We start from the raw sequence: 16517 nt of genomic DNA on the forward strand, positions 1-16517 counted from the left end.
TATAAACTCGGAGGCGGTTTATAGTGATCTCAATTCGAAATCATTTGAACACAGCTTCACAATTTTAGTTCATCATTATAAGAAGTCCGATCAGAGATCTCCGAAGCAAAAATAGATTTTTGCTCTGGCACAAGCACTGTGATCTCGTGAGCTTTTCCGTCATCCACAAGCTGAATTCCTTGGTGTGCCGCCGCCCCTTTTGATTTTTGCACAGTGATCCGATAGGACGATTCTCCGTAACGATAGCGGATCACAAAAGAATTCCAGGCATCTGGCATACACGGCTTGATCGTTAGTTTGTTGCCTTCAATTGTTAGCCCCAAGAGCGATTCAATTCCAGCTCGATAGAACCACGATGCCGAGCCGGTGTACCAGCTCCAACCTCCACGTCCCACGTGAGGCTCGACCGCATAAATATCCGCCGCAACGACATAGGGTTCAATTTTATAACGCTGAACACTGGCTTTATTATGACCGTGGTTTATCGGATTCAGCATATTAAACATTTGCAGGGCTCGATTGCCGTCGCCGAGTTTGGCATAGGCCATCATCACCCAGATGGCAGCGTGAGTGTATTGGCCACCATTTTCACGAACTCCAGGAACATACCCCTTGATATAACCTGGATCGTGTGAAGTTTTGTCAAAAGGAGGAGTCAATAGCAACGCTAATTTTTTTTCGGCAAGAATCAGATTGCCTTCTAGATGATGCATGGCAATTCGTTGTCGCTCTGGATCACCTGCTCCTGACAATACTGACCAGGTCTGCGCAATGGAATCAATTTTACATTCTTCACTATCACGAGAACCCACTGGAGTACCATCGTCATAAAAAGCGCGACGATACCATTGGCCGTCCCAGGCATTTTCCTCTAAAGCTCTTTTAAGTTTTTCAATGTGTGACCGATAAAGTTCTTTGCGCGAAGTTTGCCCTTCACAATAAGGCATAAAATCTTCAATCACACGAATCAAAAACCACCCCATCCAGACACTCTCACCTTTTCCCTCATTGCCAATACGATTCATGCCATCATTCCAATCACCGGCACCAATCAATGGCAAACCGTGTGCACCCGTAGTCAATGAAATGTCAATCGCACGCAAACAATGTTCAGTAATAGAAACCTTTTCTGACGACAGAGAAGGTTGGTTGTAGGAGTCTTCCTGTTCCGGCGGTAAGAGCGGACCTTCTATAAAAGGCGCCTCGGCAGATAGTATCGTGGTATCTCCCGTCACGCGAATATAATGGGCAACGACGTAAGGAAGCCACAAACGGTCATCAGAAAAATGAGTGCGAACTCCTCGGCCCGTTGGCGGATGCCACCAATGTTGGACGTCGCCTTCTACAAATTGACGTGATGCTGCCCTTAAGATGTGCGCTCTAGCGAGTTCTGGCGCTGAATAAACAAGTGCCATACAATCTTGAAGTTGATCGCGAAATCCATAAGCTCCTCCAGATTGATAAAATGCCGACCGTGCCCACATGCGACATACTAAGGCTTGATAAAGAAGCCAATTATTCAACATGAAATCCAAAGACTTTTCCGGCGTTTCAACTTGTACCGTATTCAAAATTCGATCCCAGGATTTTTCCATTTCCGAAAATGCCGAACTTACGTATTGTGGATCGCGATACTTTCGAACAAGCTTTCTGACTTCGTCGATATTTTCCGCTTGTCCTAAAAGAATTATTAACTCAATTTCTTCATCAGGCTTCAAAACAAACTGAGACCGTAAGACTCCTGCCGGATCTTGTCCCACGCCTTCCTTTTGACTAAGCCCAAGTCGTTTCATCGCCGCTGGGTTTGCATAATCCCCATTGCGACCGAGGAACTCGGTGCGATCACAGGTAAAAGAATTATTGCCGCCATTCGAATCAACGAAAGAAATTCGCGACGCGAATTCTTGATTGTGCGGGTTGCGTGCAATTAGCGCCTGACTATCCGAATCTCTTTCAACAACGATGTACGAGGCGCTCTTTTCTCGTTGATTGCCCAAAACCCATTCTACATAATTCGTCACTGATAAATTTCGCACCCTGCCTGAAAGATTCTTCAAAACCAAACGCGAAATTTTTGTCGTATCTGCGATAGGAACAAACATGGTCAAAGTTTGCAGAATGCCGTGACTACCGTGTTCGAAGCGAGTGTATCCATGACCATGACGAACAAGATAAGATCTGTCGCTGCGAATTGGCAGAGGCGTCGGTGACCAAAACTCTCCGGTTTCTTCGTCGCGTAGATAAATGATTTCGCTAGGACTGTCTGATACCGGATCGTTTGACCAACCGGTGATACGATTTTCACGGCTGTTGACCGCCCAAGTAAAACCACTGCCAGTTTCACTGACTTGAAAGCCGAAATCGTGGGCATTGGCAATGACGTTAATCCACGGAGCTGGTGTCCATTGATCGGGTCGTAACGCAATGACATATTCTTTTCCATTTTTGGTAAACCCACCCAGTCCATTAAAATATTCCAATGCCGGCAACGTCAGCTTAATCAATGCTTCTTCGCGAGGACTTTGAGTAGGAGTAAATTCTGGAGGATGGCTTTCTGTTGGAATCTTTCGACCAAGTTGTTCACGCAAAGAACCATTGTCAGGACTGAAAACCACTCGAGCCATCGCTTGAATCAGCAAGTGATCTTCACGCGGCAAAGTATCCAACTTGATAACAAAGATTCCACCGCGTTGATTAAGCAGGCTATGAGCTCCTGCGGAGCGAACATGATGATGAAGTTCTTCATGAAGCTCCTGCAGGTAAGTACTTTTAGAAATATTAATGATGACTAAGTCAAACTGCAAACCTTTAGCACGTAAATACTCATGACCTTTAATAGCTCTTCGCACCGAGTTTAAATCTTTGCGATCATTTATGTTGATAACAACAATCGGTAAATCTCCGCTGATCCCATAAGGCCACAAGCTTGATTGGGTGCGAATATTTGCAGCCAGCAATTTTGAAGGCAAACGCAAGATCGGATCAGCGTAGAGAAGTCTTTCGGCCAAACGTTGATAAATATAGGCTGCGTCGGCATCCAATCCCAAGTGGCGCAAATCAATGCGCGCCTTAGTCCATGCAAGACGGCATTCTCGCTCGAACGCATTGATATCGTGATAACGATCGGCAAACTGCATCACTTGCTCACGCGTGGACCCCATACCCATGGCAAAAACCACTCGTGTCGCGGCACCGGCAGGAACTTTCACCGCAACTCTTAAAGAAAATACCGGATCTAATGTCGAACCCACAGTCCCAGAAAGACTGATTTGCGGTGCTAAAGCCGCTGCCGTTTTTAAGTTTTTTCCTCGACCAATAAAACGGGATCTATCTCTTTCATATTGAATTGGTTCTTGCACTTCCCCGTCAGTGCATACGACGTGCATTCCCCACATTTCCGCTTTTTTGGAAAGTCTTGGCCGTCTTTTGGCGATCAAGGCATTTCTGCTTGCTAGAAATTCAGTTTGCAAAAACAAGTTGCTGAACGCAGGATGGGCGGCATCATCCTGCATCGGCGCTAAAACAGGTTCAGCGTAACTTGTGAATTCGAATACACGATCTTCACGCGAGTGATTGTAAACCGTGACTTGGCGAAGTTCGACGTTGTCTTCCGGTGCGACAATAATTTCGGTCTTAGTACGAATCTCTTTATCCGTCCTTACATAATCGACTTTTTCTTCGGACATCGTGACCTGGTAGGAGTCAGGTTCGCGCAAGCAGGGTTGATAGGAACTCGACCATATGTCTTGCGAATTCATATCACGAATAAAGATATAACTTCCCCAGCAGTCTCTTGTACCATCTTCTCTCCAGCGAGTTAGAGCCACACCGTTCGCGCTGGAATAACCAGAACCTGCGGTTGTTAACATCACTGAATATTCACCATTAGAAAGAATCTGCAAACGCGGGCTGCGCATATTGGCTGTGTTATACTGCCGCACAAAAGACTTCATAAGCGTCGATGTTCCCACCCCCTGCCACTCTATCTCTGCCGCATTTAAAGTTGCGATATGAGTTCGTTGGGGAATGCGCTCTTGTAAAAGCAATTCTGTCGCCTTGACTCGCAATTCGGAATGGAAACGTCGTCTGATGGAGGCATTACTTAAAATATTGTTGATTGAAACCAGGCTCATGCCTTGGTGATGCGCCATAAACGAACGTACCACGGCAAACTTATTTTTTTCTTCGACCCGTTCAGGTGTGAAGTCCAATGCTTCGTAAAAACCAAACCGAGTGAGCACCTTCAACTTAATGAGTTCAGCAATATTCACAAGACTTTTCTGAGGACTGAACTCGAGCGCGAGAAACGTCGAATAAGGTGAAATCACTAAGTCATGGCTTAAGCCGCGCTTCAAACCCAGACCAGGAATACCAAACGGCCCATATTGGTAATTATAATTTATGTCTCGAGCATTATACCCCGATTCAGACACTCCCCACGGCACGTGAAGCTTTCTGCCGTAACTGATCTGCCGATTCACCACAGCCTGCGATGTTTCGTGTAAGAGTGTTTTATTGTAGTCCTTCATCACCAATGAAGGCATTAAGTATTCAAACATCGATGCAGACCAGGACACCAATGCCCGCTGCCCTTCTGCCCGAACCAACTGTCGCCCAAGACGAAACCAATGTTTTTGATCTACGTCGCCTTTAGCAATAGCAACAAAACTTCCCAGGCGGGCTTCCGATGCTAGTAAATCATAATAAGAATTGTCGGCTCGCCCTTCGTTCAAATTGTAACCGATGGTGAAGACTTCGTGGTCTTTATCGAACAAGAATGTGAAATCCATTTCTTCGAAAAACCGTTCGGCATTTTTTTCTATTGCATTAATCTGTGCGAGAACTTCTTGCACATGTTTCTGTCCCTTTTCTAGTGCAGACTCGATGTCATCAAGTTTGATTAATCGTTCCTTAGAAATCAATTTTCCAGATTTTATATTTGTCGCAGAGGCCTGTTCTGCGCGAATTTTTGACAAGGCAGCTTCATAAGACTTATTCAAGGCCGCCAAAGATTGGTTTTTATTGATCTCTTTGAGCCAATCCTCGGTGTCTTCAGCAGACAGATGAATCGCTGGCATATAAAATTCTAAATCTTCCTTCAAGTCATTTGCCTGGAAGATAAGAGCTTGAAGCCACGATTTTAATGTGCGAAAAGGATGGCTGCCATATTCCTGTTCCAAGGCTTCTATGCCGTCGCGAATCTCGATCAATCCCTGGGTTAAGAATCTCGCCATCATATACCAATCGGAAAGCAGTTGCGGAAAAATCTCTAAGTTTTTTTTAAGCTCCGCAAGATCTTCCAGAACGTGTGATGCTGAAACAGTAGCTGTTCTTTGTCGACGCTGCTCAACCCTAGACACTTCTTGAATGATAATTTCTAATGTCATCCGGAGCGACGGCAACGTTTTAGAGTTTATCAGCATGTCGGTTGCTTTTTCCTGACAGGCCTGCTTAATCACCAACAGATAACCAGCAAAATTTCCGCTATCAACTGTCGAAATATAACGTGGATATAAGGGCTCTAGATTTTTGGTATCATACCAGTTAAACAGATGACCACGAAAGCGCTCCATCTGTTCAAGTGTTTCAAATGTATTCTTAAATCTTAAAACGCAATTGCGAAGCCCGATGTATCCAAGATCTCGAGCCGACAAAGCCGAAAGAAGATATAATCCAATATTTGTTGGAGAGGTTCTGTGCGCTATGACCTCCACTGGGTCTTCCTGAAAGTTATCTGGAGGAAGAAAGTTATGTTCTTTGGTAACGAAGGTTTCGAAGAAATGCCAGATTCGGCGTGCGATCTGATTTAACAGTGCTTTCTCTTTGTCGCTAATAATGTAGCTTTTCTCGAATGATTTTGCGGTAAATTCTTCTAGCAACGGATAGCACGCCCACAGAACCACCAATGGTAGAGCGATCCACAGCGCATCTTGTTTGCCAAAGAAAACAGTATAAATTAAAACGAGAGCCAATAAACCTTCAGTCAAAAAAGGTTTTTGCCAGAAGGAAGACGAAAAGGCGCCTTTTTCTTGCTCGGCATAAGTCACCCATTCCAGGCGCTTTTTCTTCGAAATAAATTGCCGATAAAACACTCGGGTTATGGCGTCCATTTGAATAACAGCCTGATGAGGCAAAAATGCTAATGTCAAAAACACTTGGGCTAAGCTCATTTTAAAAGAGACAAACGCGTTCCAGAAATTACTGGTCCATGGCACGCCCCGAGGACTGATGAAGACTCCATTGGCGACATGAACCAAACATGGAAAAGCGATGATGAGCAAACCCCAAAGAGTCCACAGTGCTGATGAGCCCGGTAAAACCGTCCATCCAAATACAAACAACCCAAATAAACCGAAGGCGACAAGACTGCGCCTTAAGTTGTCATAAATCTTCCACCGAGATATTGTGGGAAGTTCTGATCTTTTAAACATCCATGCAGCAATTTGCCAATCACCGCGAGTCCACCGATGTTGGCGAACAAAATAGGAGTGATAATTTTTGGGATAGTCATCCAAAAGTTCAATATCGGTCGCCAACGCGGTCCTGATATATAAACCCTCAAGCAAATCGTGACTGAGCACTGTATTTTCAGGCACTCGCCCGGTTAAAACACGGTGGAAAATTTCAACGTCATACAATCCCTTACCAGTAAAACTTCCTTCCAAAAAAAGATCCTGATAGATATCGGAAACCGCAGTGGTATAGGGATCAATTCCAGTATTGCCAGAAAATATTTTTGCAAAAAGCGAATGCGAAGAGCTTTGCAAAGAAATACTGATACGCGGCTGAATGAGGCCATAGCCTTGCACAACTCGTTTTAGCTTCGGATCAAAAACAGGGCGGTTTAATGGGTGCATGGCAGTGCCGATTAATTTTTTTGCGACATCACGATCCAGGTAAGTATCTGCATCCAAAGTGATAATATACTTAAAACTCTGAATCAGCTCAAGCGAGCCACTCACATACACGAAGCTTCCACGAATGCCCTGACAAATTAACTTATTCAATTCTTCAAGTTTGCCCCGTTTTCGCTCCCAACCCATCCACTGGTTGTCTGCTTCATTCCAAAGTCTTTTGCGATGAAAGAGTAAGAAGGTCTCACCACCTGCGCGCGGATGTCTGCGATTCAATTCTGCAATTCCCTCGGTAGCTTGCTGTAATAGCAAGGCATCCTCTGGTAGGGATTCTTGTTTGGCATCTTTATAATCAGTGGCCAGTGCGAAATAAATGTTGTCGTCGGCATTGGCGAAAAAATGGATTTCCATTTTTTCTAATAAGTGATCGATGGTATTTTTATCCGACAAAAGGCACGGCACCACCACAAGTGTTCGTGCCTCTGTCGGAATCTGCGTACTATAATCCATGCGCGCCAAGGTTTTAGGACGAACAATATTCGTTAAAAGTGCATTTAAAAAACTCACGGATAAATCACTGCTTGGAATGAAAAGAACCATTCCAGTAATCAGTAAAAGCCAATAGTTAAGATGCTCTTGCGCCAAAAAATATAATGGTGTCGCCATAATCAAAACGGTCAATAGCATCAACCAAACGATATAAAAACCCGTGGGGTGAATCGATACGAGATGGCGAAGTCGCGACAACAAAGGAACTTTATAACCACACACTGTGGCCAGTTGCTCAACACCCCGATCACGAAAATAGTAACCCACATGTCCTTTGCGAAAATCTGTGGAATCCTCTGCATAAGCGGCCTGAGCAAGCTGCAACGCTTTTTCCGCGATTTCCAACTCTGAAAGCCGACTTCTCCGAGCGCCCTGCTCAATAAAGTGCCGATATCCATCTCGAGTTTTGAAATCCATGTCGGCATAAATCCCGACAGGATCTTTCCGCAAAACAACATCCAACAAGCTAACGCTTTCAACGAAATGTTGCCAGTTCAAGTTAGAAAGAAGCCGCATACTTGTGATTATATTCGTCATCGTCACAAGATTTTCAGCTTGCTGCTGATGTTCAAGATGAATGACGGCATCGCTGTTTAAATTGATTTTTTTTAAGCATGATTCAATCAGGTCACAGGCCGGCCAAATTTGCGCTTCTTGATCGCGAAAGCGTTTTGCCAACTGGGATGCCAAAGTATAATTATCCGCCGAAGAAGATTCTAGGATATCAGAAATCTTATTCAGTGTTCGATTCATTGCGGCTGGATTTTTTCCGGCCGCTTCGAAGACTTCGTCAGCCAGGTCGTCCGCTTGAATTCTTTTGCGTCTGTTAATTACGATGCGAGTCGTGACCCGACGCACGTTTTCAACAAGAGCCAATCTTAAAGTTATGGGCACGGCCCACAGCTCGCCAATACTCAAGTAAGATTTTGTCTGGAAAGAGTGAATAAAGCGGCGAATGGTCTCCATCTCTAGGCGGCTGTCGGTATGAGCTATTAATGAGAGTGCCAATGCATAAATGCGCGGATACCCCACGAGCTGATCAACATCGAGTTTCGGTAACACTTCATAGTAAGCCCTAGGCAAATCACGCCGAATTTCACGGATCTGATCTTCGATGATATAAAAATTGTCTACGAACCATTCTGCCGCGGGAGTGATGGTTTCTTTTTCCCTCAAGGCATGACTTAAATCTTTGTAACAAGAAACCAGCACGTCGCCGCTTTGAGAAACACGCTTTAAAAGTGGAATTTTGATACGAGTTTTCGGAACTATTTTTAGATGTTCCGCGAGATAAATCGCATACTCTTCAAGTCGCTCAATACTATAGATATCTCCGCGAATTGGAGACTCCACAACATCCATTTTAAACGTCCTTTCCCGAGTCACTATTCTCAAGAAAACAGGGAACTTTTAAAATTTAAGATGTCGTGAATTGTTAACAAGCACCAGCATTGCAATTAAGATGTGGTTCGGCATCATCGCTAAGACACTATTCGTGTATTTAGCTGGGGCCCGTGCAGGCATTCTTGCCGGGAAAACAGTTTTAGCTTCTATTCTGAATCTGGGCTATCCGATGACTCTTTATCGTTGTCTTCTGAATCGGCAGAATCATCTGGAGGCAATTCTGGTTTGCCACCTTTTAAAGTTGCTTCTTGAACCGATGAAGGAGTCTTCGCTAAGACAGCATTGCACGCAGGTTTTGTTCTGAAGATATGTTTCCACATCTCATCACCTGGTTTGCCTTTGATTTCTGGATTCTGTAATTCCGAACCGATGTAAGAGCCGGCTTTAGAATATTCTTTAAGATGTTTCAGTTTACGGGGGATTTTTTTCTCGCCATCACACTCACCTTGAGATGCTTTTCCGCCTTCAGCGATGAAGCTGTACGCGCGCATCGGAGCTTTCTTTTTCGCCAACGCAAAAGAGGATGGAATCAGCACAACACTTGCCAAGATTACGATATTTTTGATTTTTGAATTCACCATAACAAAAATGCTAACGGCTGGTTTTCAAAATATGAAGCACAAAAGTGAAGGGTCTGGGTTCTTCTATCGCGCGCTTCCCCGTTCGATACCCAAACGGTCTTCGTAAGCATTCAAAACTTTCTGGAATGCCGGACGATCTTCGCAGCGTTTACGGTAATTGACGATATTTGGATATTGTCCCAGCACTTCGTTTTTACGTAACTCACGTAATACGCACGTCAAAATAATATCGGCGACTGTGAAATCGGAACCCGTAATGAATGTCTGATTCTTTAATCTGTCATCGATTTGTGGCAGGAAGCGCGTAAGGATTTCGACATTCCATGGACGAAGCTGCGCCATGGGTGAACCCGAGTCCCCTTGCATGTCGGCGAATAACACTGATAACGCAAAAGGTTCGATGTTATTTAAAGAAGTAATCAGCCAACGATATACCTGCGCACGAGCCTGCAAATCTTTGGGAATAAGTTTTCCCGATTTTTCAGCAATATAAAGCAGAATTGCTCCCGACTCTGAAAGAATATAGCCATTATCATCGATCGTCGGGATTTGTTTGAACGGATTTATTTTTCCATATTCCGTTTCGTCTTGCAGGCCATTAGGTCCACAGACAAGACCGATTGTTTCATATTCAATCCCGCACTCTTCCAGGGCCCACATCGCACGAATGTCACGAGTATAACCCCAAAGAAACGGCGGTAGCGATTTGAATACGTAAACTTTCATGCCTAAACCTTTTTAGTAAAAATTAAAACCACTTCTTATGTTCAATGATTAAACAGCGATTCGAAACCACTTTGATGCCCGCCTTTTCGGCGCGCTGTTCGGCTTCGCGATTTTCGATTCCTAATTGCAACCACATGACTTCGACACCACCGGCTTCCAAAATTTCATCGACCACATCGTTGATTTTATCTGAAGCGCGAAAAACATCGACGAACTTGCGATATTCCGCAGGAACTTCTTTCAGCGACGAATAGATTTTAAAACCACCCGCCTCGTGATGTTTCGGGTAAGTGCCGACCATATCCCAACCATGATCGCGCATATACAGCGGAACATAGTGACTGGCCTTCGTGGCATCTGGAGCCAAGCCATACACTGCAAACTTTTTATATTTCTCTAACAAGGATTTAAATTCGCTATCAGGCACATTCATAAAGCTCTCCTCGCCCTATATTATTAGAGCGAATCCTGGAGAGCAAAACAAGTTGAAAGAGCTGCCAGATCGCAGATTTGCGATCTATTTCTTTTCTAATCGTTCCAAGCGTTTTTCGAGGATTTTTTGTACTCTTAAAACTTCATTAAGACTTCTTTTAAGTTCTTGATTATCTTGTTCAACCGCAGCCACTTTGCGTTTGAGTGACAAGTTTTCTTTTTCAAGATCAGACACACGCGTTTCGATCGTTTTGATTTGTGCCGTCGTCATCTCACACAGACCATAAGTTTCTTTGGAAACTTCAATCAACGGTGCAATCAATTTGCTATAGGCCACGGATTTAAAGCCGTCTTTATCTTGCTTAACCGCCTCTGGAAATACTTTTTCTACTTCCTGAGCGATCACACCCATGTCGCGACCTTCATCAAATTTTCTGTCAGGGAATTCATCTTGGCGCCAATCAAACGTGACGCCTCTTAAAGAAAATAATTTTTCGCGAGCATTCTGTACAACCTCGATATTTTTCTTCAAACGCATATCAGAGGTATTTACATAAGCACTCGTGCCAGCGACGCTGCCGTTGACTTGCAGAGTGTAACTTGGTGTCACGCCATTAATCCCAACGCGGCCATCCCAAATCGTATAGTCAGTGCCATAACTTCCAGGCACCCGATGTGAATGGAAGATTGTCGCAGCCGCATTATAGGCGTCGTTCACACTACGTAGAACAGTAGTGCCGGCTGTGTCCGTATATAATTCTGTCAATTTTTGATTTGCGGGTGCGCCGGTATTGTACAAAGCAAAACCAGGTGTCGAAGCTCCTGTTGCGCGAATAGTTCCAACGACATCTAATTGCGCTTGAGGATTTGTGGTTCCAATCCCCACGGCGCCGCAATTTATATAAGAAGCCCCGAAACTTGTAAGCTGAACACAGTTATTAAAATTTCCGGCCGTATCAGCATTCTGCAACAATATAGTGGCAAGAGTATTCGAAGACGATCCCCATCCAGGTCTAAACACATAAGTTACATGAGTGTTCGAACCATCCACGCCTGTCATATACATCGATCCACCGCTATTATAGATGGCAGGATTTGTATTATCAATTCGGATATTTCCCGATACATGAAGTGCTTGTTGCGGATTTGAGTTACCAACGCCGACTTTACCGCCGTGTTTAACAAACAAGGCACCATTTCCGAGTGTAGTGTCCCCCGTCGACATAGAAAATGAAAATGGACGTAGCGCATTCCATGAACCGTATTGATCCGCGGAATTCGTCATTAGCATATAAAAGTTCGCACCGTCATTGCGCGAAATCATGCCGTAGTTGCCAGCGATGTAGCGCGCTTGATTGGCGTTCGTAGAAATGAATTCGCCACTAGTGCGAATGTTACCAGCAACATCCAATTTTTGACCCGCAGCCACACCGATACCCAGATTACCTGAGGTATCAATTGTCATTCGCGAAGTGCCACCTGTTTTGAATGATAACGTCTGCGCATCGTTGGTACCAACAGTCATTGCACCACCAAAACTATTACCGTTATTAATCACAGCATCAGTGATACCGTAACCTGCAACTGTCGTTGGATTTGTTCCCGCGGTGACTCGGCCATAAGTATCCACCGTCACCGATTTATAAGTTCCGGCACTTACACCACTTGTCGGCAAATCCGTCGCTGCAAGAGCACGGAATGTCGGAGTACCCGCCGCGCCCGTTGGTGCCGCAAGAACCGTCGCCGCTGCCTGCGAACCGAAAGCAGATCCCGTAATCGCGATCGCTGAACACAGCCATGAACCCGAAGGTGAAGAGAACGTTAAAGTCTGATTCGCAGCACAGCTTGCTGGCATTTGCGAAGCATCGATTTTATTTCCCAATTGTGTTGAAAGATTTGTGACATCGGAAATCGCAATGGCCGAGTTAATCCAATTCGTGCCGTTGTATTTCAAATACTGACCTGTCGTCAGTGACGACACTGACAAGGCCGTCCCACTGATTTTTGCAACACTTGGATTGGGATAAGTTCCTGACAAATCGCCACCCGCAGAACCACCCGGAGTCGTCCCCGTGATGGTCACGTTCGCTGCCGCCGTTAAACGACCTTGCGCATCGACGGTAAATGTCGGCACTTGTGTCGCTGAACCATAAGACGCAGCTGTGACTGCTGTGTTCGCAAGTGAAATAGTGCCTGAACTTGTAATCGGTCCACCAGAAAGTCCGGTGCCCGTTGCAACACTTGTCACTGTGCCCGTAACACTGGAACCGATCATGTCCCACGCAGAACCCGTATCGCGATAAATCTTTTTCGTATCTGTCGCGACATAGATCTTACCTGTTGTTCCGAACGCAGGTTTACTTGCATCAAGTCCCGACTGAATTGACGGAGTCGAACCATCATTCTTCACAGCATCAGTAATTCCATAACCAGATAATAATGTCGGACTCGTTCCCGCCGTCACACGACCGTAAGAATCCACAGTGACAGACTTATAAGTTCCAGCCGTCACACCACTTGCTGGCAAATCACTTGCCGCAATCGACAAAGCGCTATTCACCCAGCTTGTGCCATTGTATTTCAAATATTGTCCTGAGCTTACTGAAGAAATCGCAACAGGTGAACCGTTAATTTTTGCAACAGAAGGATTAGGATATGTGCCAGACAAATCGCCACCAGCAGCACCCGTTGGCGAACTCGCAGAAGCGGAAATTTGAATACCACCCGCAGACGGAGTAAGGGTGATACCACTTCCCGCTGTCAAATCTTTAAACTCATAAGCATTGCCAGCAGGATTCACTCCAAGAATTTGATTGGCACTTCCAAGTGACGTCAGCCCTGTTCCGCCTTTGCTTGCTGGAATTGTCGCAAGTTTGCTTGCGCTGATATTTGCTGAAGCAGAAATGTCAGCGTCGATAATGGTGCCATCGGCAATTTTTGCAGAGGTCACAGCATTATTACTAATAGTTGCAGTAACTGCCCCCGAACCAGAAGCCGTGATGTCGCCCGTTAAAGAGCTAATAGTTCCACCCGATGTTGCAACTGTTGCAGGTTGAAATTCATTGGCAGCTTGATTCCATTTTAAAACTTGGCCATCAGACAATCCAGAAACACTCACCGTCAAACCTTTGATCTTATCAACGGAAGTTGCTGATTGAGTTCCCGAAACATCGCCAGAAAGTGTTCCCGTAAAACCACTCGCTTTACCCGCGATATTACCACTAATCTTTGCCGCAGAAATAGTTCCCGAGATATTACTTTCCGTCAGGGTGATATTACTGCACGTGAATGTGTCACTGAGTGAAGACCACGTCAGCGTTTGATTGGCAGCACAGCTTGCCGATGCAAATTGTTGTGTGCCGATTGAAGAGCGAAGATCTGCAACACCAAAATTCACCGACTGCCACTGCGAAGCCGCTAAATTGTATTTCAATAACTGTCCGTCAGAAGGTGCCGTTGATGAAACAGAATGACCTTGGATTTTTGCGACAGTTGGATTCGGCAAAGTCCCACTTAGGTCACCGCCTAAGTTTGTATTCGCAGCAAATGCGCCTGCGATACGAGCATCATCACCCGCCGCCACAGTTCCCGCACTTGTTCCCACTTGAATACCAATACGAACGTTTCCAGTACCTGACACTGTTAACGGTGCATTCACCGTCACGCTGCTAACAATCCCCGAGCCACCTTGGTCAGTTACACACACGAAGCCCGAGCCGTCGTAAGTTAAGACCTCTCCCGCAGCACAAGATGCTGACGGCAAAGTCGACTTCAATAGAAGATCATTGCTAGTGAAGTTTCCGATTTTCTGCGCGCTATATGAAAAGTAAGCATACGGCACAGAACGAATGATATTCGCCGTACTGAGTGTGCGCCAACCGACTCCGTCATGAAACTGAACTTTTAAAAGACGTTCTGACTCTGCGGGCGCGGTCCACGTGCTGCCGCCGTAACAAGATAAAGTCACTCCGTTAACAAACGAGTCTGCTAATTTAAAACTTGGATCAGCGGGAAACATTTTGGCGCCACTACCGATTGGTACGTCAAAAACCCCACCTGAGTTCGCCATGTTAATACCGTCTTTTTGTTCGCGATAAAGTGTGCACAGACCGTCAGCGCTGGTGATCTCGAACACGAAGCTCACATTATTATATTCAAGAGGATGGCCGTCAGATTTCAGAATACGGCCTTGATATGTCAGCTGGCTTGGCGAGGCCATGACTTGAAATGAGATTCCGAATAGAAGAACGTACGAGAGAATGAGCAAGTTCATATTTAAACTGATCGGTTCAAGGACACCCATATTTAGGGTTCCAAATATGAACTTGAGGCTTATTTCATATAATCTGCTCCCTCAAAAGTTTGTCTCAGGAAATCACGACCCTGATGTTCGGGAGCTTTCCGGGAGCAGCTCTTCTGACGTCCTAAATTAGAAAAGGCACATTGATGTTTTTTGAGAAAGCACTTTCTCGACGTAAAACATTGCTGGTGTCTGAACGGACATGCTTGTCGTATAGACGAAGTGTTGTTCTGATTTGGTATAAATCTTTCTGCCGACTCCAAGAGCCGTGCTCATGCAGTTGCTCCACCCGTCCTGACCAGGTTGAACATCATGCTCAAGGTGCAAATCAGATTTTAACTTCAGTTCGTGATACGCGCCGACTCCTTCAGGAACAATCGTACCTAAAGAAATCACTTCATTTGTCGTTTTGCTTTTTAAAGTCACTTCACCGGTCTTATCGTTAACAACCGCAAAGCTGTATGTGTATGAAGGATCATTGCCAGTGACGTTGTACCACAAATTATCTCCGGCAAAACGAATCCTAGTGACAACATGTTTACCACCCAACGACAGATAGGGAGAGTCATAAACCAACGCACATGTTTTTGATAAATCATCTGAACAGCCTTGGTCCGCAGAGGCGATGTTGCTTCCCAGAGTGATCGACGTGACAGACAACAACTGAAGTAACAGAGTGCTTAAAATCTTCTTTTTCATAAATTTTCCTTTCACGCTATTTTTCCGAAATGAAACTCGATTTTTAGAATTCCATTGAAAATAAAGGCAGTGATGAAAATTCACAAGAGCACGCCCCAATTAGGAGCCTGCGATTTCCTTCTTTATAGATATGTGTAAAGCCTTATCGAAAGTTCACCAACGGTGAACGCAATAACGGATTATATTTCGCCAATGGCGATATTGAAATCGTGTTCAGAGATGGCTTCGATGCCTTCTTCTTCTAGAAGATCTTGCATCAGCACTTGTGCATCAAGAAGTTGATTGACGTTATCGCTGACAAAGCTTGTGCGGAAGATGATTTTTTTCTTAGAGTCTTCAGCACCGATAACCGCGACTGCACCGTCAAGACCTGTGATAAACACGCCGCCAAGTTCTTCATTGGCAGAGTTCAGTTCAGCAAGGTGGCTTTTGATCAATTTTGTCGCTTCAGTTTTGATAGACATACGCACGTCGCTTTCTTGATAGAGTCTCTGGCTTGAAAAAAACCCGCATTGCTGCGGGCCCTGCTTCGCTCAGAGGCTCATTTCCGGCGAAACTTTCTTCGGTACTCTGCCGAAGACTAAAAACTTGAACTCCAGAAATAAAAAAAGCAGCTCGAGGCTGCTTTTTTTATTTTTACTGCCTACTCCGACGGAGTCGGAGTGTAGACAGAAAATTTTTTCGGCGCCATTTGGCGGCGAAAAAATTTGGTAGTGAGAGGCGGACTTGAACCGCCGACCTACGGATTATGATTCCGTTGCTCTAACCAGCTGAGCTACCCCACCACACAATCGCGCGTCTGAAAGAATCAATATATGCAGGATTTCTCTCAAAAGCGTGAGATGCGATTTTTAATGAAGTTGGTGTTGTTAGTCAACCGTGCGCTCTGCGTCGTGAAAGGAAAATTACAAATTCGTAGCGGGGCTCGGCTTTAGTATTGACCACAAAGCAATAGCCCTCTGGAATATTAAT

General features: G+C 45.0%; 7 protein-coding genes and 1 tRNA gene. All 8 read right to left on the reverse strand.

What is annotated here, in order from left to right:
• Positions 1 to 56: 56 nt before the first annotated feature.
• Positions 57 to 8765: a GH36-type glycosyl hydrolase domain-containing protein gene (locus tag DOE51_RS13085; RefSeq protein WP_142697001.1), complete on the reverse strand. Its 8709-nt coding sequence runs from the start codon at positions 8763 to 8765 to the stop codon at positions 57 to 59.
• A gap of 188 nt (positions 8766 to 8953) precedes the next feature.
• Positions 8954 to 9388 carry a hypothetical protein gene (locus tag DOE51_RS13090; RefSeq protein WP_142697002.1) on the reverse strand — a complete coding sequence of 145 codons (435 nt, stop codon included), beginning with the start codon at positions 9386 to 9388 and terminating at the stop codon, positions 8954 to 8956.
• 63 nt (positions 9389 to 9451) lie between these two features.
• Entirely contained in the window at positions 9452 to 10114 is a 663-nt protein-coding gene (locus tag DOE51_RS13095; protein WP_142697003.1) for a glutathione S-transferase family protein, read from the reverse strand.
• Positions 10115 to 10136: 22 nt separating this feature from the next.
• Positions 10137 to 10547 carry a CoA-binding protein gene (locus DOE51_RS13100; RefSeq protein WP_142697004.1) on the reverse strand — a complete coding sequence of 137 codons (411 nt, stop codon included), beginning with the start codon at positions 10545 to 10547 and terminating at the stop codon, positions 10137 to 10139.
• A gap of 84 nt (positions 10548 to 10631) precedes the next feature.
• Positions 10632 to 14819: a tail fiber domain-containing protein gene (locus tag DOE51_RS13105; protein ID WP_168196448.1), complete on the reverse strand. Its 4188-nt coding sequence runs from the start codon at positions 14817 to 14819 to the stop codon at positions 10632 to 10634.
• A gap of 156 nt (positions 14820 to 14975) precedes the next feature.
• Positions 14976 to 15545, reverse strand: a complete 570-nt coding sequence (locus DOE51_RS13110; RefSeq protein WP_142697006.1) for a hypothetical protein — start codon at positions 15543 to 15545, stop codon at positions 14976 to 14978.
• A 179-nt stretch (positions 15546 to 15724) separates the two neighbouring features.
• Complete coding sequence (locus tag DOE51_RS13115; protein WP_142697007.1) at positions 15725 to 16009, reverse strand: hypothetical protein; 285 nt, start codon at positions 16007 to 16009, stop codon at positions 15725 to 15727.
• A gap of 244 nt (positions 16010 to 16253) precedes the next feature.
• Positions 16254 to 16330, reverse strand: a tRNA-Met gene (locus tag DOE51_RS13120).
• Positions 16331 to 16517 lie beyond the last annotated feature (187 nt).

It is taken from the genome of Bdellovibrio sp. NC01 (genome assembly GCF_006874625.1).
Classification (GTDB): domain Bacteria; phylum Bdellovibrionota; class Bdellovibrionia; order Bdellovibrionales; family Bdellovibrionaceae; genus Bdellovibrio.

Bases quoted from the DNA above. Each gene is read 5' to 3' on its own strand.
- DOE51_RS13115 (WP_142697007.1), bottom strand. From the start codon at position 16,009: ATGTCTATCAAAACTGAAGCGACAAAATTGATCAAAAGCCACCTTGCT.
- DOE51_RS13105 (WP_168196448.1), bottom strand. From the start codon at position 14,819: ATGAACTTGCTCATTCTCTCGTACGTTCTTCTATTCGGAATCTCATTT.
- DOE51_RS13100 (WP_142697004.1), bottom strand. From the start codon at position 10,547: ATGAATGTGCCTGATAGCGAATTTAAATCCTTGTTAGAGAAATATAAA.
- DOE51_RS13110 (WP_142697006.1), bottom strand. From the start codon at position 15,545: ATGAAAAAGAAGATTTTAAGCACTCTGTTACTTCAGTTGTTGTCTGTC.
- DOE51_RS13090 (WP_142697002.1), bottom strand. From the start codon at position 9,388: ATGGTGAATTCAAAAATCAAAAATATCGTAATCTTGGCAAGTGTTGTG.
- DOE51_RS13085 (WP_142697001.1), bottom strand. From the start codon at position 8,765: ATGGATGTTGTGGAGTCTCCAATTCGCGGAGATATCTATAGTATTGAG.
- DOE51_RS13095 (WP_142697003.1), bottom strand. From the start codon at position 10,114: ATGAAAGTTTACGTATTCAAATCGCTACCGCCGTTTCTTTGGGGTTAT.